Origin of the sequence: Paenibacillus sp. FSL R10-2736, from assembly GCF_038000245.1 — a bacterium.
GTDB lineage: Bacteria > Bacillota > Bacilli > Paenibacillales > Paenibacillaceae > Paenibacillus_AQ > Paenibacillus_AQ phytohabitans.
The window spans coordinates 1-22130 of record NZ_JBBOBN010000001.1 but is presented as its reverse complement, the minus strand read 5'-3'; the positions used below and the strand labels follow the sequence as shown (position 1 = coordinate 22130).

At 53.3% G+C, this 22130-nt stretch carries 19 protein-coding genes; 4 read left to right on the top strand and 15 right to left on the bottom strand.

The window, feature by feature from the left end; genetic code table 11:
- Positions 1-20: 20 nt before the first annotated feature.
- The 8 genes from NSQ73_RS00095 to NSQ73_RS00060 form a co-directional block, all read right to left on the bottom strand.
- A complete protein-coding gene (locus NSQ73_RS00095; protein ID WP_340985036.1) occupies positions 21-1493 on the bottom strand; it encodes a phytoene desaturase family protein in 1473 nt (490 codons plus the stop codon).
- A complete protein-coding gene (locus tag NSQ73_RS00090; protein ID WP_340985035.1) occupies positions 1490-2647 on the bottom strand; it encodes a glycosyltransferase in 1158 nt (385 codons plus the stop codon). The genes NSQ73_RS00095 and NSQ73_RS00090 overlap by 4 nt, the downstream gene beginning before the upstream one ends.
- Entirely contained in the window at positions 2644-3384 is a 741-nt protein-coding gene (locus tag NSQ73_RS00085) for a lysophospholipid acyltransferase family protein (RefSeq protein ID WP_340985034.1), read from the bottom strand. The genes NSQ73_RS00090 and NSQ73_RS00085 overlap by 4 nt, the downstream gene beginning before the upstream one ends.
- Positions 3353-4138, bottom strand: coding sequence for a carotenoid biosynthesis protein (locus NSQ73_RS00080; RefSeq protein WP_340985033.1), 786 nt, complete (start codon positions 4136-4138; stop codon positions 3353-3355). Before NSQ73_RS00080 ends, NSQ73_RS00085 begins: the two co-directional genes overlap by 32 nt.
- A 2-nt stretch (positions 4139-4140) precedes the next feature.
- The gene (locus NSQ73_RS00075; protein ID WP_042140267.1) at positions 4141-4998 is read right to left on the bottom strand and encodes a phytoene/squalene synthase family protein; all 858 of its coding nucleotides are present in this window, start codon (positions 4996-4998) and stop codon (positions 4141-4143) included.
- Positions 4991-6511 carry a phytoene desaturase family protein gene (locus NSQ73_RS00070; protein WP_340985032.1) on the bottom strand — a complete coding sequence of 507 codons (1521 nt, stop codon included), beginning with the start codon at positions 6509-6511 and terminating at the stop codon, positions 4991-4993. The genes NSQ73_RS00075 and NSQ73_RS00070 overlap by 8 nt, the downstream gene beginning before the upstream one ends.
- On the bottom strand, positions 6508-8064 hold the full coding sequence (locus tag NSQ73_RS00065) for a phytoene desaturase family protein (RefSeq protein WP_281365939.1): 1557 nt from the start codon (positions 8062-8064) through the stop codon (positions 6508-6510). Before NSQ73_RS00065 ends, NSQ73_RS00070 begins: the two co-directional genes overlap by 4 nt.
- Positions 8065-8273: 209 nt before the next feature.
- Positions 8274-9203, bottom strand: coding sequence for a MerR family transcriptional regulator (locus NSQ73_RS00060; protein ID WP_340985030.1), 930 nt, complete (start codon positions 9201-9203; stop codon positions 8274-8276).
- Positions 9204-9485: 282 nt separating this feature from the next.
- Here NSQ73_RS00060 and NSQ73_RS00055 point away from each other — a divergent pair, with 282 nt between their 5' ends.
- A complete protein-coding gene (locus tag NSQ73_RS00055) occupies positions 9486-11030 on the top strand; it encodes a phospholipase D family protein (protein WP_340985029.1) in 1545 nt (514 codons plus the stop codon).
- Positions 11031-11208: 178 nt separating this feature from the next.
- On the opposite strand, the gene NSQ73_RS00050 is transcribed toward NSQ73_RS00055, so the two are convergent.
- The 3 genes from NSQ73_RS00050 to NSQ73_RS00040 all read right to left on the bottom strand — a co-directional run bounded on the left by NSQ73_RS00050 (position 11209) and on the right by NSQ73_RS00040 (position 13908).
- Positions 11209-11331 carry a hypothetical protein gene (locus NSQ73_RS00050; RefSeq protein ID WP_340985026.1) on the bottom strand — a complete coding sequence of 41 codons (123 nt, stop codon included), beginning with the start codon at positions 11329-11331 and terminating at the stop codon, positions 11209-11211.
- A gap of 168 nt (positions 11332-11499) precedes the next feature.
- Positions 11500-13008, bottom strand: a complete 1509-nt coding sequence (cls, locus tag NSQ73_RS00045; protein ID WP_042140271.1) for a cardiolipin synthase — start codon at positions 13006-13008, stop codon at positions 11500-11502.
- A 204-nt stretch (positions 13009-13212) separates the two neighbouring features.
- Positions 13213-13908: a TorD/DmsD family molecular chaperone gene (locus NSQ73_RS00040; protein WP_039309109.1), complete on the bottom strand. Its 696-nt coding sequence runs from the start codon at positions 13906-13908 to the stop codon at positions 13213-13215.
- A 384-nt stretch (positions 13909-14292) separates the two neighbouring features.
- On the opposite strand from NSQ73_RS00040, the gene moaA reads away from it, so the two are divergent.
- The gene (gene moaA / locus NSQ73_RS00035) at positions 14293-15294 is read left to right on the top strand and encodes a GTP 3',8-cyclase MoaA (protein WP_039309112.1); all 1002 of its coding nucleotides are present in this window, start codon (positions 14293-14295) and stop codon (positions 15292-15294) included.
- Between the two features lie 105 nt (positions 15295-15399).
- Here the strand turns inward: moaA and NSQ73_RS00030 are convergent, their stop codons facing one another.
- From NSQ73_RS00030 to NSQ73_RS00015, 4 genes are all read right to left on the bottom strand, one after another.
- A complete protein-coding gene (locus NSQ73_RS00030) occupies positions 15400-16722 on the bottom strand; it encodes a helix-turn-helix transcriptional regulator (protein ID WP_340985025.1) in 1323 nt (440 codons plus the stop codon).
- Between the two features lie 85 nt (positions 16723-16807).
- The gene (locus tag NSQ73_RS00025; protein WP_042218151.1) at positions 16808-16987 is read right to left on the bottom strand and encodes an aspartyl-phosphate phosphatase Spo0E family protein; all 180 of its coding nucleotides are present in this window, start codon (positions 16985-16987) and stop codon (positions 16808-16810) included.
- A 349-nt stretch (positions 16988-17336) separates the two neighbouring features.
- Entirely contained in the window at positions 17337-18731 is a 1395-nt protein-coding gene (locus NSQ73_RS00020; protein WP_340985022.1) for a helix-turn-helix domain-containing protein, read from the bottom strand.
- A 176-nt stretch (positions 18732-18907) separates the two neighbouring features.
- Positions 18908-19519, bottom strand: coding sequence for a LysE/ArgO family amino acid transporter (locus NSQ73_RS00015; protein ID WP_171720799.1), 612 nt, complete (start codon positions 19517-19519; stop codon positions 18908-18910).
- A gap of 331 nt (positions 19520-19850) precedes the next feature.
- On the opposite strand from NSQ73_RS00015, the gene NSQ73_RS00010 reads away from it, so the two are divergent.
- A complete protein-coding gene (locus tag NSQ73_RS00010) occupies positions 19851-21302 on the top strand; it encodes an aminotransferase-like domain-containing protein (RefSeq protein ID WP_445669646.1) in 1452 nt (483 codons plus the stop codon).
- A gap of 110 nt (positions 21303-21412) precedes the next feature.
- Positions 21413-22012 (top strand): TetR/AcrR family transcriptional regulator, encoded by a 600-nt coding sequence (locus tag NSQ73_RS00005; RefSeq protein ID WP_340985018.1) that lies wholly within the window; start codon positions 21413-21415, stop codon positions 22010-22012.
- Positions 22013-22130 lie beyond the last annotated feature (118 nt).

Below are 22130 nucleotides of genomic sequence, written 5' to 3'. Positions count from 1 at the left end.
GGGAGGATTCCTTCTGTCTTTTATTGACTCCCGGCAATATATTCCCCCACCAGCCTTCCGGACAAGGATACAACCGGCGTCCCTCCTCCGGGATGTGTAGTTCCGCCGACGTACCAGAGCCCCTTAACATCCCTGGAGCGGTTCCCCGGGCGGGAGAAGGTCTGCCGCGCTGAATTGGAGGATATCCCGTAAATGGCCCCTCGGTGGGCGAGAGTATCGTCAGCGATATCCCGGGGGGTATAACGCTGCAGGACATCCGCTTGGGATAACCCTGTAATTCCATGGCTCTCGAGCACGGACAGAACACGTTCCCCGTAAGCGGTTTCTTCGTTCCAGTCACAGGCGGGGCTCAGATACGGCGCATTGGCCAGTATAAAAAGATTGCTGCCGCCCGGCGGCGCCAGCTCAGGCTCGGAATAACCCGAGTGGCATACATAGACCGCAGGCTGCTGCGGAGGACGTTTATGCTCAAAGATATCCTTGAATTCCTGTTCATAATTCTCAGGGAAAAAAACCGTATGATGCAGCAGGGTATCATATCTGCGCGGCACTCCCGCCAGTGTCACCAGCCCGGACAAGGACGGCTCGTAGGCTTCAATCTTGCGGTCTGTCATGCCCGGACGGTTCTCTTCGGGCAGCAGCATACGGTTGATGCTCAGCACATCACCGCCGGCTATAACAGTCTTGGCCGGATAGAACCCTTGAGCCGTATCCACCCCTTCCACAGCGCCGGAAACTACCGAAATCCCCGTAACCTCGGTGCCTGTAACCAGCTGTACGCCCAGCTCCCGGGCAAGTGTAGTTAAGCCTTTGACCAGCTCATAGGTCCCGCCCCTGACACCGTAGACCCCTTCCCTGATCTCCAGATGTCCAAGCATCGCAAATATCGAAGGCGCACGATACGGCGAGGAACCGACATATGTGGCATAACGTCCCAGCATAGCCAGGGTGTTCGGATGACTGAAATAACGGAGCAGCAGGGCATGAAGATTAAGAAAAGGCCTGACGCGCAGCAGGTCCCGTACAAGAGACGGCGATAATTTGTCCCGCCAGGACAGCAGCAGCCTGTTCAGGAACTGCTGCCCGCTGAGCTCGTATAGACGCGAGGCTTCGGCCAGAAAGTCTGGATAGCGCACAGCATCTTCAGGACTATAAGACGCAATTTGCTCCTGCATAGCCCCGATATTGCGGGAGAAGTCAACAATTGAGCCGTCAGTAAATACATTGCGGGTTCGCGGCTCCAGTTCATACAGCCGGACATACTCCTCCATGCGGGTCCCGGCAAGCTCATACAACGAACGGAAGACATGCGGCATCGTAATGGTGCTCGGGCCACGGTCGAACATGTATCCTCCCGCTTCGACACGCTGCAGCTTGCCGCCCGGCTGCTGCTGCCGTTCCAGCACGGTTACTTCCCAGCCTTTGACGGCCAGTGTTACCGCACAGGACAGCCCTCCGAATCCGGCACCTATAATCACAGCCTTCGGTTTCATAAATAACGCCTACCTTTCCATTCGTAGCCCCCGCAGGAACGGCTTCCGCGCCAGGATGCCACGGCAATTAAGGACAAGCAGAGTATACCGGCCGGCAAAAGCAAACAGAACCAGACCGGCTGCCTGCCTGCCGCATCACTGGTCCGCTTGATGGCGATACCGGCCAGCACTGCAACAGCCGGCATAACTGCTGATGAAGGCTGCCCGGTCATGCAATAGTACAAGACTGCCGCAACCGGCAGCATATAGAGTGATAAATACATCGTAAGCACAGCCAGCAGAAGCACGGGGCTGCGGCCGATACCGGCATAGATATTCTTGCGGTAGCCGTTCCACACTTCCCTGGCATTGTGATACATCCGCATTGAAGCATAATTGGTGATATCTGCGAGGGTAACCGGTTCTCCCGCCCGCTTCACCGCACGGGCCAGCGCCATATCATCGACCAGTTCACCGCGGATCGATTCATGCCCGCCGCAGCGTGCATAAGTATCCCGGTGAATCAGGATGAAGCCCCCATGTGCCGCAACAAAACGCGGGTCTCTTGAACCGCGGACAAGCGGAACCGGCAGGTGGCAGATGATCGTGAAGACCATCAGGGGAACCACCAGCCGCTCCAGCCATGTGCCGGTGACCTGGCGGGGGAATCCTGTGACCATGCCGCCGCCTTGAGCTTCGGCCGCAGAGAATGCCGCCTCCAGAGCCAGCGGCTGCAACCGGACATCCGCATCCAGAAACAGCAGCCAGTCACCCTCTGCAGCCTCCGCCAGCTGGGCACAGGCATGGGATTTGCCCAGCCAGCCTTCCGGCAGCTCCCGTCCCCGCATAACACATGCCCTGTCTCCAAGGATTGCAGCGGCAATCGCTCCTGTGCCGTCTGCCGAGGAATCATCCAGCACTCTTACTTCCACTTCCCTTCCGCTGGTGCTGCAAGCCAGCACAGAGGATAGGCAGTCCGCAATATTATCCGCTTCATTCCGTGCGGGGATCAGCACGGACAGGCGCCGTACTGCTGATGCTGCCGATACCGGATGTACTTCTGAAGCCCCTCGGCTAATTCCCGTGCCCAGCTTGGGAAGCTGCGCTGCATTCCACACCGCAAACAGCAGCTGGAGCAGCAGCACAACCGTTATGATCTGTAAGACCGTGATCATCGGCTCCCCCTGCCCGGCCTCAGCATGTCAAGCCATTCATTGGTGGATCTTCCCCTCTTCAGAAGCGGCCTGAATTCCTCCGGCATGTAACCTTTATGATTAAGAATCCGATTGCGGTGTGCCTCCAGTTGTTCTCCAAGTGCAGCCTCCAGGCTGCGGGCAATGTCTGAGCGGTCCATATCGGCCCAAGGCAGCAGCTGCGGGGTTCCGGCGAGCAGTGTCGCTTCCGGTTTGGTATGGCGGAACAGGCCATGATATAGCGTTACCGGCACTACCGCAGTCAGCGGACTGAGACGCAGCACCAGTGCCGCCCCCTCTTTCAGGCTCAGCGGACGATGCTCCAGCGGCAGAATCTCACCTTCCGGATACATCCAGACGCTCTGTCCCGCCTGCAGCAGTCCCGCTGTATAACGCAATGAAGCCCGCAAGTCCCCCGTACCGGCGGAGTTAATGGAATAGGCGCCAAGCTTCCGGAAGAAGGCATATTTGCGCAGCTGCTCCTCTTCCATCATGAAGTAGTGCCTGCTTCCCGCCAATTTCCCTGCCGCGTGATAGGCGAGCAGGCCATCCCACCAGGAACTGTGATTCATCAGATAGAGAATACCTCTGCCTTCGGCCGCTGCAGGCTGCAGATCCCCGCATATTCCGATGGAATGGAAATGCCTGCGCAGCAGATAAAATGAATTATAGCGGTAGAACAAGCGGTCAAAGCTTCCCGACTTGACGGCTTCCAGCATAACGCAAGCTCCCTTCCGCCAGAGCAGTGCCTAATCCGGCAATCACTGCACAGGCCGGCAGACCCTCTGTAAGACTGATAAGACCGAACAGAATTAGAATCGCCTGATACAGACGGGTACCGCGGCGGGCCGCCAGACAGGTAACCGGCACAGCCGGCAGCAGCATGGACAAGGCAGCGCCGGCAATCAGCCAGCCCCCGAAATTGCTCCAGGGGACTTGGTAGAAGCCGCCAACTCCCTCCCAGTGCCAGAAGTTCCTGGCATGGGCAACGGGATCAAGCACCAGATCCAGAAGCACCGTCCAGAAGCCGACCTGAACAGCCCGCAGCAGCAGCAGGCGCAAGCCGCGCTGCCCGAAATCATAGCTGATAAGTACGGCATTGCAGACGACAGCGATCCAGGCGAAGCCCAGCGTAACCGGCACGCCAAACAATAAAGGTCCGAGCACCGTAGAGTAGTGATACTCACCGAACAACCGGCCTGAATGAACGCCGACCCATTCGACAGCCATTCCTCCCATCCAGATCAGGCCTGCAGCACGCCACATGGAAAGTTTACGGCGGCGTTCAACAGATATGACTGACCAGTCAGACATGAAGGGCCAAGCCTGCCCGGAGGATAATAAATGCGCGGCATATGCACCATAAAAGACTAGAAACAAACCATTGGAAAAGCTCAGACTTTCCGGAATCCCAAACCAGATCAGCAGCAGAGCGCCGACTCCATACCAGATCCAAAATAGGGTTCTGATCATGATTACACCACCACGGTTGTGATACCGGTATAGCGCACTACCGTACGCCTGAACAGCTTGAGCTTGGCTTCATCGCTGACATAAGACCGCTTGTGGAATACGTCATAGCCGTCTGCCTCAACGGCATCAAGAATGGCGGCATAGAAGGCGGCAGCGAGTTCAATTGACATGCCGCTCTCCCAGGGATACGTATGCACATTCTCCAGGCCCTTTTCAAACCAGTGCAACGCCTCCGCCCTAAGCTCCTGAAGCACAGCGATAAACGGCTCATTAACCTCTCCGGCTTCCAGCTCCTGCTGGCTGTAACCCTGTCGCTCCATAACCTCAAGCGGCACATATCTCCTCCCTCTCCGCAGGTCCTCGCCTACATCACGGATAATATTCACCAGCTGCATGCCTATACCCAGAGATATCCCTGCGGCCCGTGCCGCTTCATTCTGATCATCCCGCAGAACGGGCAGCAGCATTTCCCCTACGGTCCCCGCTACAAGATAGCAGTAGCTCTTCAGCTGCTCCATCGTTTCGTACCGGGTGAAGGAGAGATCTCTGATCTGGCCTTCCATCTGCAGGTGAAAAGGCTCACGCTGAAGCTGCGGGAAGCTGCTGAACAGCCAGCGCAGCGCCGGCCAGATGAAATGTCCGTCCGCCTCCTCCAGATCCCTGAAATGCGCCTTCAGTTCATGAATGCTGTACGGCGAGCTGTCAGGCTCATCCACACTGTCATCAATAATCCGGCAGAAGGCATAAATAACATGCACTGCCTCACGCCTGGGACTTGGCAGAAAATTAAAAGCCTTATAAAAGGAAGTAGACCCTTTCTTCATCAGTTCTTCACATTGCTGCAATATCCTTTCATTCATGACCGCTCATCTCCTTTATCAGTTCTTGAACTGCCAGCCTGGCTCCCTGCATCACAATCGGCACACCGCCGCCGGGATGGACGGATGCTCCTGCGGCATACAGGCCTTGGAGCGGATACGGCTTCGGTTGAGGCCGGAATACACCGGATTGGCTTAACATCGGGGCTATTCCGAAGCTCCCGCCCCCGTACATCCCTTCCTTACGGGCATCGGCCGGCGTTCTTAGCCTGCGCCAGACTATACTGGCGGTAAGCCCCGGGAATCCGCGCTTCTCGGCATCCCTTAGCACCTTGCCGGCCAGTGCTTCGGCGATATCATCCCAATCCTTATCCGGTGCTGCCGGAACAGGGACAAGGAAATACAGTATACTTTCTCCGGGAGGAGCGGCACTGTCGTCCAGCACTACCGGGTTGAACACATAATATGATGAATCAGCAGGGATCTGCCCGCGGTCAAACACCTCATGGAGACTGCTATCCAGACTGTCCGGCAAGAAGAACTGGTGAACCTGAGACTGCGGCCAGCGCTTGGATACAGCTGCATAGATGAGCAGGCAGCCTGAGGAAGGTGTGAAGCTGCCGTGCCGGATCGGTTTATCAGTAGCACCGCTTGTCTTATTTGTAGTTCCGGCCAGATTCTTGTCCCGCTTGAACAACCCGGATGGAAGCAGCTTCTCAATATGCGGGAAATCACCGTTGTACAGCACGGCATCATAGGTTATCTGCCGGCCTTGAACAACGACCCCGCGGCATCTTCCCCCTTCTACCATCAGGGAATCAACTTCTGTACTGGTATGAATCTGTACTCCGCGGCCCTCCAGCTCCCGGGCAATGATCTGCGGCAGGGTGCCATATCCCCCCTTCAGCATCCAGATGCCGAAGGCATGCTCCGCGTAGGGAAGCATCGTATAGATTCCCGGTGTGCGGAAGGGGGCTCCGCCGATATACAGGCTCTGCAGGGAGAAGGCATCCCTTAGCTCCTCATGCCTGAAATATTGCCCGACTGCAGAGCGCAGACTTCGGTACGCCCGCAGACGGACCATCAGCGACACATTGGCCGGGCTGAAAAATTCGCGCCCGTTCTTATAGCCTCTCTCCAGAAACGAAGCCCTGCCCTTTGGATACAAGTGTGACATATCTTCCATAAACCGCAGGAAGCCCTTGCCTTCTCCGGGATACAGCCGGTCAATCTCCTCTGCCTGCTCCGCGGCCCCCGCAAATTTGGTCAGCACGCGCCCGCTCCTGAAGTGAACCCGGTAAAGCGGATCACAGCGCAGCAGCTCCAGACTTCCGCGCGGCAGCCCGCCTTCCTCCAGAATATCCAGAAGCATCTCCGGCAGCAGCACAATGGTAGGCCCGCGGTCTATCCGGTAGCCGCCTTGTTCTTCAAAGGCAACGCGCCCGCCCACCTGCTCTGCGCGCTCGTACATTACAACCTCATGCCCCTGCCGGGTAAGCAGCAGCGCAGCGGTCAGGCCGCCGATTCCGCTGCCCACAACGGCTACGCGGCTCATAGCGGAACCCCCGCGCCCGCGCCGGGAGCGCCGGCCGGCACGGTGAAGCTGCCCCGCAGGGCCTGGTCATGCTCCCGCAGCAGCCGCGCACTGATCTTCGCCGACTCGAAGATCGTCGGCAAGCCGCTGCCCGGATGGGTTCCGCCTCCGACCAGCCAGATGCCGCGCACCTCCTCGAAGGTGTTGTGCGGCCGCAAATACATCATCTGCCCCAGATTATGGGCCAGATTAAAGGTTGCGCCGTTATATACATTCAGCTTGTTCTGCCAGTCCAGCGGAGAGAAGAATAAGCTCTCTTCCACCCGCCCGGTTATTCCCGCAAGCTGGGGAATCTGCTCCAGGCGCTCCATCATCTGCGCTTCAACTTCCGCACTCGCCTGCTGCCAGTTGACCTCTGCGCTCAGATTAGGCACCGGCATCAGCACATAGAGTGAAGACTTGCCCGGCGGCGCCAGCGTCTTATCGATAACCGACGGATTATGGACATATATAGAGGGGTCTTCGGATAATACCCCAAGCTTAGTAATTTCTTCGACATTACGCCGGTAATCGGCGGAGAAATGAACCGAATGATGACCAAGGTCCACCTCCCCATCGATACCCAGATACAGCATGGCTGTTGAACAGGAGTATCTTTTCCGGGCAACCTTGCGGGGGGTGTATTTCTTCAGAATGCCGGGCTCGAACAGCTGCGTCATCGCTGAGCCGAAGTCGGCCCCGATCACAACGTAATCCGCTTCCACCCGCTCCCCGTTCTCCAGCAGCAATCCTGCCGCATGCCCGTTCTTGACCACTATGCGCTTCACTCCGCTGGAGGTGTGCACATGCCCGCCATGCTCCTGAATCACCTCAGACATCGCCTGAAGGACACGGTTAATTCCGCCTATCGGATGGTACAAGCCGTAACGGTGCTCCATATAGGACAGGATCGTGAACGTACCGGGACATTCCCAGGGCGACATCCCCAGATATTTAGCCTGAAAGGTAAACGAGAACCGCAGCCGTTCATCATCGAAATACCGGGACAGCCGGTTGTATACATTATCTGCGGCGTTCAGTTTAGGCAACGCGTGCAATACATCTCTTTTCATATAGTCACCCAGGGATTGAAACGGACGCTGCAGCAGCGGAATGACTCGCTCCAGCTTGTCGGCTTCATCGGCCATAAAGCGGCGGTAGCCGCTCCCGTTGCCGGGAAACAGCCGCTCAATCTCTCCGGCAGTCTGCTCCTGGTCCGTAGAAGGCGTAAATACGGTATCTCCGAAATGCAGTGAATATAGCGGATCAAGCGGCTTCAAGGACACATAATCATGCACGGAACGTCCTGCCAGGGCGAACAGCTCCTCCAGCAGATGCGGCATCATCAAAAAGGTAGCCCCCCGGTCAAAACGGTAGCTGCCCAGCTTGAGCTCTCCCGATCTTCCGCCAACTGTATCCTGCTTCTCATAGAGATCCACTGCGTAGCCTTCGGCGGCCAGCAGCATAGCTGCAGCCAGCCCGCCTGGTCCAGCGCCTATTATTGCAACTTTCGCGGTACGTTTGGGTCCAGTCAAGCGCCTTCCTCCTTATAGCTGTCTGTCTTGAGGCAGATAACTCTTTTCAAACATTATACAAAAACTATACAAGTATGATACAAATATCATACATACTTTGCAGCGCCATGTAAATATCAGCAATCCGACTTCCAATAATTAGAGTGCGCAGCCTGTAAAGGCAAAAAAAAGAACCGGCCCGCCCCCAAGGGACCGATCGGTTCTAAAAGCTACATTCTATGCTTCATTCGGGCAAACTCCCGGTCAAACCAGGCTTGCCACTGCTCCGGGGGCTCATCCAGCTTATAGGTCGCCCTGGTGGCCCCAGGACTGGCCGTTTCATATCCTTTGCCGCCGACAATAAATTGCAGCTCCGGGTGCATGCTAGCGAGCCGTCCAAGCAAATCTTCACAGTACGGCACAAGCTCTTCATCCGTAACGGACAGACAGACTGCCCCGATCCGGCCTTGCTTCTCCAGCATATCCAGAACACCTTCCTCCGGCGTATTGGCCCCCAGGTAAATGACCTCAACCCCGTTCTTACGCAGGAAAAGCGAGAACAGCAGCAGCCCTATCTGATGATGCTCTCCCGCCGGACAAAAGGCGAGCACCTTCGGCAAATGCGCATAAACGGGAAACACATGAAAAAACTGGGACAGCCGGTTAGAGATCATATGCGTCATATAATGCTCCTGGGCTACCGTTGCCGTCCCTTCTTCCCAGGCATCGCCAACCTTGACCAGCACCGGCACAAGCACCTGATATACCATAGCCTCATAGCCGTACAATGAGAACCCGAAATCAATTAATGCATCCGCCCGCTCGCCCTGGATTTCGTGCAGGGCTATATAGATCTGCTGCTTCATTTTGTCAATGGCATCTCTGGGGTCACCGCCCGCCACGTTCAGACGTTCATCCAGATGTTTCTGCTTACGCATCTTCAGCATCCGCACGGCATGGGAAATACTGATGCCCTGCTTGTCCGTCTGTTCCTTCAACCAGCGAAGGTCCTCGATATTCTCCTGGCTGTACAGCCTGTAGCCCGATTCGGTACGTTCCGGAACAACAGCCTGGTACCTGTTCTCCCATGCCCGCAGAGTGACCGAAGGAATATCGAGCATTTCGACGACCTGTTTGATGGAATACACGATGTATCTCACACTCTTTTCCTATTTACACTGAATACTTCTGAAGATTCAAACCTTATACAAATTATTTACACTCATTATACATTTGCTTCTGCTGTATGTCATTAGAACTTGTATAACCCTGCTTTACAGGAACGATACGGTATAAATCCGGCGATTTTAGCAAAAATAGATCTTTCAGATGATTTTGCAGTCAGCTGCTTCACTTCTCCTCAGCGGGCGTTAATAGGTAGTTACAATGCCGGCGCCAAGACCTACGGACTCTGGCTCCGCAGCACCCAGGAGGATCATCCCATGAATCAAGGCAGCCGCTCCATTACGCCCGAACAGTCGCAGCTAATTATAGCTTCCGGTGCGATTACGTCACCCCGCAAGCGGAAACCGCAGTTTATTCTGCGACGCCGCTCCAAGATACTGATTGCCGTCATCCTTCTTTTGGTATGGTTAGCCGGGGTAATGATCTACCAGACCCATAAACCGCTGCCTCCCGGGATTTCCGTGGAGAGTCCTGCGTATAAGGTGGAGAATATAGCCTTCTGGCACGACTTGACCTATCAGGACAGCAGCGGGGCCGAAGCAAGGGAAGAACAGATTCTCCCGAGAATTCTGCAGATTATTGGAGAAGCCAGAGAATTCCTTGTAATCGACCTGTTCCTGTTCAATGACTATACCCATACCGACCAGCAGTTCCCTGCAGTCAGCCAGGAGCTTACTGATAAGCTTATCGCACAGAAAGCCGCCTATCCCGGGATGGAGATCGCCTTCATTACCGATGAGGTGAATACCAATTACAGCTCTGCGCCCAATCATCTGCTGGAAGAGATGAAAGCCGCCGGAATCAAGGTTATTATGACGGATGTGGATACGCTGCGTGACTCGACCCCGGCCTACTCCGCTGTATGGCGGACCTTCATTCAGTGGTTCGGACAATCCGGCAAGGGCTGGATTCCCAATCTTATGGCCAGCGGAGGACCCGATATTACCGCGCGTTCGTATCTGAAGCTGCTCAATGTCAAAGCCAATCACCGCAAAGTGGTGCTCAGTGAGAACACCGCGCTGATCTCTTCGGGGAATGTGCATGACGCCAGCGCCTATCACTCTAACATTGCCTTGGAGGTGCAGGGTCCCATTCTGGCTGACATTCTGCAGAGTGAGCAGGCTGCCGCGAACCTCTCGGGAGCGGGCCCTTTGCTGAGCAGGACACCGGACTTCAAACAGCAAGCCCTCCCCGCCGGGGAGCCGCAGCTCGAGGTCCGCTATTTGACCGAAGGCAAGGTGTACAAGTACGCTCTGGATGATATCAAGGCAGCAGGGCAGGGGGATGTCATCTGGATGGGTATGTTCTATCTGGCGGACGACGGAATTATTGATGCCCTGCTGGCGGCTGACGCACGCGGCGCAGAAGTAAGGCTGCTGCTGGATCCCAATCAGAATGCCTTCGGACGGGACAAAATCGGTATCCCGAACCGCCCGGTTGCGATGGAGCTGAACCGGAAGTCTAAGGGGAATATCGCAATCCGCTGGTACAATACGGGCAAGGAGCAGTATCACAGCAAGCTGTTGTTCATCGCCAAGGCAGCCGGCAACTCCATCGTTCTGGGCGGATCAACGAATTTCACGGCCCGTAATCTGGACGACTATAATCTGGAGAATAACCTTTGGGTATCCGTGCCGCAGGGGCAGCCGCTATATGCTGAAATGGAGAGCTACTTCAACCGTTTGTGGAATAACGAGGGAGCCGAGTACAGCCTGCCGCTGAAGGAATATCAGAGTGAAATTACATGGATTAAGTATCTCCTCTACCGGATGCAGACCCGCCTCGGGCTCACTACCTTCTGAATATGCCCAAGCAGAAACCTGTAAATTCTTCTATTGGGACAAATAAATATCACCCTAATGGGGAATCAGCTGGAGCTTATGCGGTGTGCGCGGCCTGTGCAGCTAATGTAGATTTAAGGCCAACTCCTATTGCTCCATTCGGGCGACTTCTGGGGTAGCCCCTGTAAATTCAGGTGCACTAATGCTCCTCATTTGCTCCTTTGGCCGCATCTGCGGGAATTAGAGGGATTTTTCCCTTTAATTTTCCTAAATCGCCCTCTTTTGGTGGAATTAGATGGATTTTTCCCTTTAATTCACCCATATCGCCCACTCTCGGCGGAATTAGAGGGATTTTTCCCTTTAAATTCCCCACACTGCCCACTTCCAGAGGTTTCAGAGTGATTCCTGGAATATCATAAGTCCCTAAATAAGAAAAAGACCGCCGGAGAGCAGCAGCTCCATCCGGCGGTCTTTTCAGCTATTCTCCTTACTACAACAGCGGAGACATCAGGCGGGCTGCCGATTCCAGCAGCCGCTCCAGCAGCCTTTTATCCATGAAGGTCTCATGGACAATCTGCCGCGTGGACAGCAGGTCACGCTCGAAGTCTGCGACAATGCGCGAGACACTCTCGGTCTGCAACAGCAGCGCATTCACCTCGAAGTTCAGGTGGAAGCTGCGCATATCCATGTTGGCCGTGCCGATGGTAGCAATCTCCCCATCCGCAATCAGCAGCTTCGAGTGGATGAAGCCCTTCTCATATTCATAAATCTTCACCCCGGATTCCAGCAGTGCCGGGAAGTAGGAATGCGAAGCCAGGAACGGAATCCACTTATCCGGCTTGGCCGGGAACAGCAGACGGACATCCAGACCCGACATCGCCGCCACACGCAGCGCGGTCAGGATATCCTCATCGGGGATGAAGTAGGGGCTGGCGATCCAGACTGACTTTTCCGCCGAGGCAATCATGGAGAAAAAGATATTCTTGAGTGCACGCCGCTCGTTATCCGGTCCGCTGGCAATAATCTGGACCGCTCCGTCGCCGGTCGTGAAGCGCAACTGCGGGGAGAGGTAATCCTGCTCTAATATTTTCTCACCGGTGGTGTGCATCCAGTCCTGCAGGAAGATAATCTGCATCGTCCGCACCGCTTCACCTCTCAGCAGCATATGCGTATCCCGCCAGAAGCCGTAAGTCTTACTCCGGCTCAAATATTCATCGCCAACATTAAGTCCGCCCATGAATCCCACATCGCCGTCGATGACAACAATTTTGCGGTGATTCCGGTAATTCACCCGGCTGGAGAAAAAAGAGGTCGAGTTGCCATAGGCAGCCACCTGAACGCCGGCATCACTGAGCTCCTTAAGGAAGGCCTTGGACAGCTGAATACTTCCGACCGCATCATACATAAACCGGACAGCTACGCCCGCCCGGGCTTTCTCGATCAGAATCTGCTGTATGCGTGTCCCAATATGATCCGCCCGGAAAATATAGTATTCCATATGGATATGATGCTGGGCCTGACGCAGCTCGAGCAGCAGGGTCCCGAAGGTTTCTTCACCGTTGGTCAGGATACGCGTCTCTGAATTGAAGGAAATCGGCGTACGTCCCAGTCTCTGCGACAATCCCAGCAGCTTTTGGCGCCCGGGACTGAACACTGACCAATCCTGGTGCATGCGCAGCGCGTCATTCTCAATCCGTTCATAGGCCATCAGGTCGCGCTGGGCCTTCTTATCGTATTTGCGCCGTTTGAACACATTCTGTCCGAACAGAAAATAGAAAACGAGTCCCAGCACCGGAATCAAGGCCAGCAGCAGAATCCAGGACATTGTGGTAGAAGGGTTACGGTTCTCCATGAAGATACCCAGCCCGATAGAGATAACCGTCAATGTGGAGAAAATACTGATGATCGTTCCGGCCGTACTGCCAAAAATACCAAATCCAAAGTAATAAAAAGCCAGCATAGCCCCTATGATGACTAAAGCCTGCAGTCCTCTTCTCATATGCAACCTACCTTCTCGTTCTACCGTTCATCACTAAACTGACACATTTATATATTACATGAAGACACCGTTTCTTCCTACTGGAATCCTATACGAAACTTAAATTGCAACAATACTGTAACCTCTTCGCAGGAAGCTGAACCTGCCGCAGCAACAAATAAGGCGCCCTTCCACTTCGGAAGGACGCCTTGATTATTCAGCTGTTTAGACCATTGCCGCCGCACTGCTCTCCAGCGAAGCCTTCCAGGCACGCAGCATATGCAGATCCTGCGGCAGGAATTCCTCCAGCATGTGGCTGAGTCCAAGATATAGCGGGCTGTCAGTCGCTGCGTTCAGCCGTTCACAGAACTGCGGTGTCCATTTCAGCAGATGCTCTTCGAGGAAGTTCTCCTGGATCTCCAGAAGCTCCATTGCACTGCGGATGGAGAAGCTGTTGTACAGCATCCGTTCATGCAGGACTGCCATGAATTCCAGTTCAATGGCGATATGGTCGTCAGCTTCCCCGCTGCATTTCTTGAACACAATGCCTGCCGAAGCATACACATCGGAAAGTACGTTACAGAATTCTTCTTCACGGCCGAGCTGGGCTGCTTCCCGGGCCACAAAAGTACTGGCAGCACGCTCATTCATCAGCCGCTTATATTCGAGCTTCTCTTTCTCACAGATGGCCGGCAGCATTGCTGGCTCCTGGCTGCACAGGTAACGCTTCAGTTCACGTCCGCCTTCGGTCATTTCTGCAGCAATACTCATCTCACGGTTGCGGCTCCACTGGGCGACCAGTGAGAGCGATGGTTTTCTTCCGTAGAAATCAACCAGAAGCTGATATATTAATCCCCGACTCTCCAGCCAGCGGCTACAAACCTCCGGCACGACAAGTGATGGAACTGTAGGTATAGTCATTTTGCAAATCCTCCCTATTGGTTTGCCGGACGCCGGGGCTTCCTTAAGGTCGCCGCCTGAACTTTCCGGTATCATAGCTGTGTTCTTCGCAAAAGTGAAAGGTTATAAAGTTTGAATCTTCCGCACCTAAATTATATCGAAATTGTTAAGCGCTTTCGGTGAGCATTCTATGACCATTCCCTGAAATTGTCGTACTTTTGTCAAAATTAGGCTGCGTCTTTCATCTTTCGTCACATATTATTTAGGTTGTCCGTTTCTTATGCTGTATGCATTCCCTCCTCTTCCATAATTGCGGATTGGGCCAGCTGAAGCCGTACACATTGACGCAGAGGAATGAAGTCTTTAAAATTTAAAATAAAACTCAACAGGTGAAGGAGTAGTGCCATGGAGCCGCTGACCGATCCTTTTGGACGGATACATGATTACATCCGCATTTCGGTTACAGACCGCTGCAACCTGCGCTGTATTTATTGTATGCCTGCGGAAGGAATGCAATTCCAGCCGCAGGACGAGATTATGAGTTATGAGGAAATTACCGCTGTAGTGGAAGCACTTGCGCCGCTGGGTCTGCGGAAGGTCCGGCTGACCGGCGGAGAACCGCTGGTCCGTAAGGATCTGGAGAAGCTGGTATCCATGATCTCCGCTATACCCGGTATTGAAGATATATCGTTAACTACGAATGGTCTGATGCTTCCGGCCAAAGCCGCAGCCCTGAAGCAGGCGGGCTTGTCACGGGTGAACATCAGCCTGGACTCCCTTCGGCAGGAACGGTTCTCCATGATCACCCGCGGCGGCGATGTCGCCAAAGTGCTGAAGGGGATTGAAGCCGCCGAAGCGGCCGGCCTGTCGCCGATCAAGCTGAATGTCGTGCTGATGAAGGGTATTAATGATGATGAGATCAAGGACTTCATCGCCCTGACGCTGAACAGCCCGCTGAATGTACGTTTCATCGAATATATGCCCATCGGCAGCGCAAGCGATGCCTGGCGGCAGACCTATCTCCCGCTAGAAACGGTAGTGGAAGCCTGCAATGAAGCAGGCTGGACTACCGAGGAAGCCGATATGCCTTCCGGGAATGGCCCCTCCCAGAACCGGCGTGTCACCGGGGCAAAAGGAACCTTCGGACTGATCCATCCGGTAAGCGAGCACTTCTGCGATAACTGCAACCGGCTGCGCCTCACCGCCGACGGCAACATCAAAGCCTGCCTGTACTGGGAGGATGAATATAATGTGCGGCCACTGATAAGTGATCCTGCTGCGGTGCAGGCTCTTTTCCGCCAGGCGCTCGGCAACAAGCCGCATAATCATGAAATGGCGCTGGCCCTGGAGCGTAAAGCGCAGAGCCATACGCCTACCGCCCGCCGCATGTCACAGATCGGCGGCTAACCGCAGGGCGGCATTACCGGTTGAACAAATAAACGGCTGAGATTCCCCGGAGGGGTTCTCAGCCGTTTTGCATGAATATTCAAAGGGAATGCTTTTCCTCAATCCTCAGCCGAGTTTAGTGATATCCGAAATCGATATCTCAAAATCCACGGATAAGGTTCCCCGGATCACATTACGCTCACAGTCTATTTTGGCGGATAGGTCCACACCTTGCATGGTCACGTCATCGCCTTTATAACGTCTGCGGGCCAGATAATAGGTTGCCAGCTCGCGGCGGAACTGAGCATAATTTTCGTTATGAATCAATTTGTTATGCTCACCAAAGACACTGTAAATTTTCCGGTAGGGAATATAGCCCGCAAATCTCTGCAGAATATAATCTACGTTCCACTTGTAACGATTGGCCGATTCAATAATTTTGAATAGTGCCGTAAAGATCTCATTTTCCCGGGTAGAAATGTACTCTACGTACTCATCCAGCACTTCGATTTGTCCATCCAACAAGCGATAGAGATAAGTATTGGCCGTTCCCCATTCCTGGTATTGGGCGATAATCCTCCTTGCTTCCTCAGTGTCTTCCCTTATCCAGCTATAATTCATATACAGGGGCACAATCTCAAGCGCAGATCTATAATCCCCGCACGCTTCAAATGCAGAGGCACGAAGCAGCTGGGCGTATAAAATATATGCATATAATGGTCTTTTGTGTACCTGTCCATTATTTGTCGTACGGCCTGACTCTCTATGTAGCTCATACAGATGAGAAGCAATCCTCACCATTTCATCCGCTAATTCCATTACCTTTTGCCATTCATGTAATGAGAAATACGTATTAGCCAACTGATGTAAAGCATCTAATTGATTGACCTCGTCCAGTCTGCCCACATAACCTTCACATAAAGTAGCAGCAATTAAATTTTTGTGTTGATCATCGCTGAGACCTATTAAGAACAACCGATATTGACAGAGCGCCAGACGCTCGGAATGCTGGTATTTCTCGCTGGCTCCCACATTTTCATAGATTAATGCTGCCGCCTGCCAGCTCTTTTGCTCAAATAATTCCTCGGCGACCTCAAACAGCAGCGGTACATAGAGAAGATTATCCAGCAAATTTTGTACAATCCGCTCAATACAGTCCAGACGTGACAGCGCCGCACATTGCAGCAGGAACGGCCTCAGCCGCCGCCAGGTTGGTGCCGAATCATACAGACATTCATCCACATACTTACTGTAAAAGTAGTCCTCGGGAAGTCCCATCCCGCGTGTAACACGGATCAGATGATTCATCGCCAAGGCCTGCTGACCCTTCATCACCCGGCTGAGTGTACCGGAATGTATGCCGCTGATGATAGCAAATTGATTAATGGACAGGTTATGCCTGAAGAGATACGCTGCTATTTCGTCCCGGATTTTGACTGTATGCTCCACAGTATTTATCACCCTTTTCACACGCTTATCCATAGAATATTAGATCTAACTACTCTGTTGTTTCACTTCATCTGTTCAGTTACTGCTAAGCAGGCGGCCTTTTCTTCATCCGGTAGGTATTATCATAAGAATTAAGCAGTTCATCCAGCACTACGGATTGCCGTAGTACCTCAGGATGACATAAACCGCCATATTGGACTTGCAACTGATGAAGCTTGCTTCTGGCTCTCTCAATACGAATTCTGACACTTGCCGGACTATACATAAGAATCCCGCCTCCTTATGCAATATTATAGATATTTATGTAAAATAATAAAATGTTAGTCTGAACGCATTACCTGTTAACGTGGTTACATGGGCGCTAATTAAATCATGGGTTGTCCATAAAAAAGACGTCCCTGGAATATCAGGAACGCCTTGTCCGGATTAATAAGAATTAGGATAGCGATCAAACATAAATACTAAAAAGTAATCGATTAAATCTAATTATACCTTTTAAACAAAGAGGCTGTTATCAGTCACCAGCTCCGTGCGAATTAACTTGAATTAAAACTTGTGTATTCACAACACCGCTATCGACAGTACCAACAGGTAAAATAATCAGAGCGGCTAAACTACACGAAGCTAACAGCATAATGAGTTTTCTTCTCATTTTCATCCATCACCTTTCTAATCAGAAGTTTGTATTGTTCCTTCTCTTCCTTTTCCGCCTCATGCCGATGTTGTTCAAATAAATCAACACATTTCATTACTATACTCTCACTATTTATTTTAGTGGATGATTCCAAACTTAGCAGTATGAGTTTAACCCCTCCACTTCGATTATTATCTAAATAATAAGTCGCCAATTCAATAAGAAATCTAGCATATTGGTCAGCTATAACTTGTGGATTGTGAGTACCAAGTTCTTTAAGATCTGTTTTATTCAACACATAGTTAGAAAACCTGTCGAGAACATGATCAACATTCCAAAGATAGCGATTTGCCGATTGAATAATTCTATATAGAGCCATAAATATCTCATTGGATTGGGTTGAAATATACTCGACATATTCCGGTATTACCTCTTGTTGACCTGCCAACAGCCGATAGAGATAAGTATTAGCCTGGCCCCATTCTTTAAATTGAGCTAAAATTTTCCGAGTTTCCTCGCTATCTTCCCTTATCCAGCTTCCATCAATATAGAGTTTAATAAGGTTCAGTGCATTATCGTAGTCTTCCCACTCAACACAAGCGCATGAACGCATAAGATGGGAATACAGAATATAATAGTATACAGGATAAATAGCTTTCTTCTCAGGAACGTTGGTGCGCTTCGAATGCCCCAGGTAATCATACTGAATCGTAGCAAGTCGAAGAAGTTCCTGAGCTAATTCGTCCACCTTTTTCCACTGACGGAGTGAATAATAAACAACCACCAGTTGCTTCAACGCATCCAGCTGGTCCGCCTCATCCAAACGCGGGATGTAGCTCTCAAACAGAGTAGCAGCGCGCAGGTTCGTGCTCTGATCATCTCCAAGTGCAATCTGGAACAGGCGGTATTGGCACATAGCCAGCCGTTCGGAGTACTGGTATTTCTCGCTGGCGCTTACATTCTCGTAGAGCAGTGCCGCCCCCGGCCAATGCCCCTGCTGAAACAATCCTTCGGCTACTTCGAACAACATGGGAACATAGGTCAGATTATCAAGCAGATTATGTACCAGAAGCTCGATACAGTCCATGCGCCCAAGCTCTGCACACTTTACAATAAAAGGCCGAAGCCGCCGCCAGGTCGGTGCCGAATGATAGAAGCATTCATCTACATATAAACTGTAAAAATAGTCCTCGCGTACCCCCATCCCTGCAGTAATTAACTCCAGATGGCTCATGGCAATCGGCTGATGACCATTAATAATCCGGCTTAATGTCCCGGAATTAATGCCGGATCTTATGGCAAACTGATTGATGGACAGCTCATGCTTTGATAAATAATCCACTAGCTGATCTCGAATCGTGGCTGCAGGCTCCAAGGAAACACCACCCTTCCGAATCCCATAATTTAGAATTTTGTGTTTATATCTGTATAGTAGGCGATTATATTCCAAGGGTCAATAGACTAGATTCAGATAAATTATGAATGTGTGAAGTTTTCGAAACAGTTTGGCAACGCCGTTGCCGAATCCGGTTCTGCATGGCTAAATTGGCGTTAAAAGCTCCGCCACAGCTGTATTCCCATGTAGACGGCGATCGCCCAGATCAATAGTGCTGAAGCGGTATTCAGCCTCTTAATCACCTTACCGGAGGCATCCATCCTGCCGAGCAGGCGGCCCGCAGCGGCAAGACCCAGGAACCAGATCCAGGAGACGGCCACCGTAGCCGCCGCGAAGGCCCAGCGCACCATACCGTCATATTGCAGCGAGCTTGTACCGATGACGCCCACCGTATCCAGCAGCGCATGCGGATTCAAGAGGGAAACGGACAGTGCATACAGCATCTGTCCCTTCGGAGAGAGGCGCCCCGCCTCTTCCTGCGCCGGAGAAGAGCGCCAGATTCTCCAGCCCATGAAGCAGAGAAACAGGATTCCCGCACTGTATATAAGGGGCGTGACCCAGTCCAGCGATAGAATGACCAGAGAAATACCGCCTACTGCTGCGGTTATAAGCAGCGTATCGCATGCCGCTGCCGTCAGAACTACAGGCAGCACACTGCGGAATCTCGCGTGCTGTGCCCCTTGATTGAATACGAATATATTCTGCACGCCCAGCGGCAGAATAAGCCCGAAGGCCAGAATGATTCCATGTACAATGGCTTCCGTCATAACTTCTTCCTCCTTCATATAAGCTGTGATGCTGCCGGATGGACAAGCCTCCACAGCTTCTTGCTTCTTCCCGGTTAACGCATTCTGATCGTACTCTGGTGCAGAGGCTGCCGTAACCATCCAAGTTGTCCGTATCATACCCAGCCAAGCTTAATTGATGCCTATGAACCATGGTACACTCAAGGAAAGAAACCACAAAAGAGGAGCCGGTCCCTTGACTCATCAGCATCCGCCAGATCATCCAGACTTAAGCGCTGCCGCTCTTGAAAAGGAGCCGGACGGCTCACTCCCTGTCCTTCAAGGCACATGGAAGCCGGACCCGGCTTCCCCGCTGCCGCTTCATAGTCAGATATCCTCCTACTTCCTCGCCAAGATCAGCAGCGGGGCCTGGCCTCCCGGCATGCGGCTGGCTCCGCAGCGTGAGCTCTGCCGCATGCTCGGTGTTAACCGCAGCACGGTGGTCACGGCGCTGGGCCAGCTTACAGCACTGGGCCTGATTGAGGGCAGACGCGGCGGAGGCACCGTAGTAGTAGCGGATGCACGTTCCGGCATCCGGCCCGCCGGTGATTCCAATGCGGTCACAGCTCCGGCAGAACCGGAGCGCCGGGGCAACTGGAATGATTATGTGGAGGAGGGGATTCACTATCCCAACCTGCCTACCGTACAGGATATCAACCGGCTCGAATATGAGCCGGGTCTGATCCGCCTTGGCACCGGCGAGCCTGCGCCGGAGCTGCTGCCCGGGGCGGCGATGAACCAAGTGCTGGCCGGGCTCGCGCAGCGCATTCTTCCACCGCTCTCTTATGAGGAACCGCTCGGCAATCCGGCGCTGCGGGCTGCGGTCAGCCGGATGCTGGCCCGAAGCGGCATTGCAGCCGACCCCGCCTCCATTCTTATCACCTCCGGGGCACTTCAGGGACTCCAGCTTATTGCTCTGGGCCTTCTGCCGCGCGGCTCATCGATCCTGCTGGAGAAGCCGTCCTATCTGTATTCGATTCATGCCTTTCAGTCTGCCGGGGTGAAATTCAGCGGACTGCCCATGGACGGACGCGGGCTGATCCCGGAGCATCTTACGGCTGAGGCTGTCCGCAACAAGGCGGCGATGCTCTACAGTATCCCTTCCTTTCATAACCCCACCGGGATTCTGATGGATGCCGGGCGGCGCCGGGAGCTTATGCAGGTCACAGGCAGCCTCGGGCTGCCTATTCTCGAGGATGGCGCCTATCAGGAGCTGTGGCTGGATGCACCGCCTCCGCTGCCGCTGAAGGCGCTGGACCGCGAGGGAAGAGTGCTGCATCTGGGCACCCTGTCCAAAGCAGCCAGCCCCGGCCTGCGCATCGGCTGGATTGTCGGCCCGGAGCCGGTAGTCCGGCGGCTGGCAGATATCAAAATGCAGAGTGATTACGGCGCAAGCTCCCTGTCACAGCTGGCTGCCGCCAGTTGGCTTGAGGACGGCTATCATGAGGAGCATCTGCAGGTGCTGCGCGGCAGACTCCGGGAGCGCCGTGATCTTGTGCTGGAGCTGCTGCAGCTTCATTGTGCCGGACTGGCAGCCTGGAATGTACCGGCAGGCGGATTCTACATCTGGCTGTCCCTCCTGCATCCTGTGCCTCCGCGCAAGCTGTTCACTGCAGCCCTGCGCGCCGGATTGCTGCTGAATACAGGCGATCTGTACGACCGCAGTGACCGCGGGCACCTCAGACTGTCCTACGCTTATGCTTCTCCGGCAGAACTGGAGCGCGGAATTGCCCTGCTGGCAAATTTAATCAGGGAAGCTCCATGAATAACACGAATAGCCGGATAACAAATAGCGTATAACAAATGACAAAAATAATTATTTGTCATTTGTTATACGCTATGTTATGCTTCTTGCACAGGAAGGGGAAGTTACCCGTGAATAAATTAAGCTCTTTTTTGAGCAAAACAGAAATCCTTAATGCCGCTGAACAAACCCTGCGCAAATACGGGCCGGACAAGGCTTCAGTCACTGATGTAGCGAAGCTGCTGGGCGTAAGTCATGGAACCCTTTACCGGCATTTCCCCAGCAAAGCTGCGTTGCGGGAGGCGGTAACGGAACGGTGGCTGGAGGAGATGATTGTAGCTCCGCTAACTGAAATTGCCGCGATACCCACAACCAATGCCTTGGGGCAGCTTAGAGATTATATCGCTAAGCTCGTAGAGCTTAAGCAGCATCATGCTTCACAGGACAGCGAGATGTTCAAAATGTATGCAGCCGTTACTGAAGAATCGGCAGCACTTGTTGAAGTCCACATCCGGAAGCTTCTCGATCACATTGACCTTCTCATTGCCCAGGGCATGGAACAAGGTCTTATATCACGGAGTATCCCGGCGGCGGTACAGGCACGTTCAGTCCTCTATGGCACCGCACGCTTTCACCATCCGGCGCACGCCTATGAGTGGCGCAGCCCGGGCATCATGCAGGAATTCGCCCAGCTCTGGACACTGCTGGAAAGAGGATTATCCGTACAGTGAACTACCCCCACCTATAGAGGTGGCGGCTTCTTGGAAACAACCCGGACTTGCTCAAAACGGCGTACATCCGTGAGCAGCGGTCAGATTTATTGCGCGCTTAAGCAAATGGAGGGAGCGG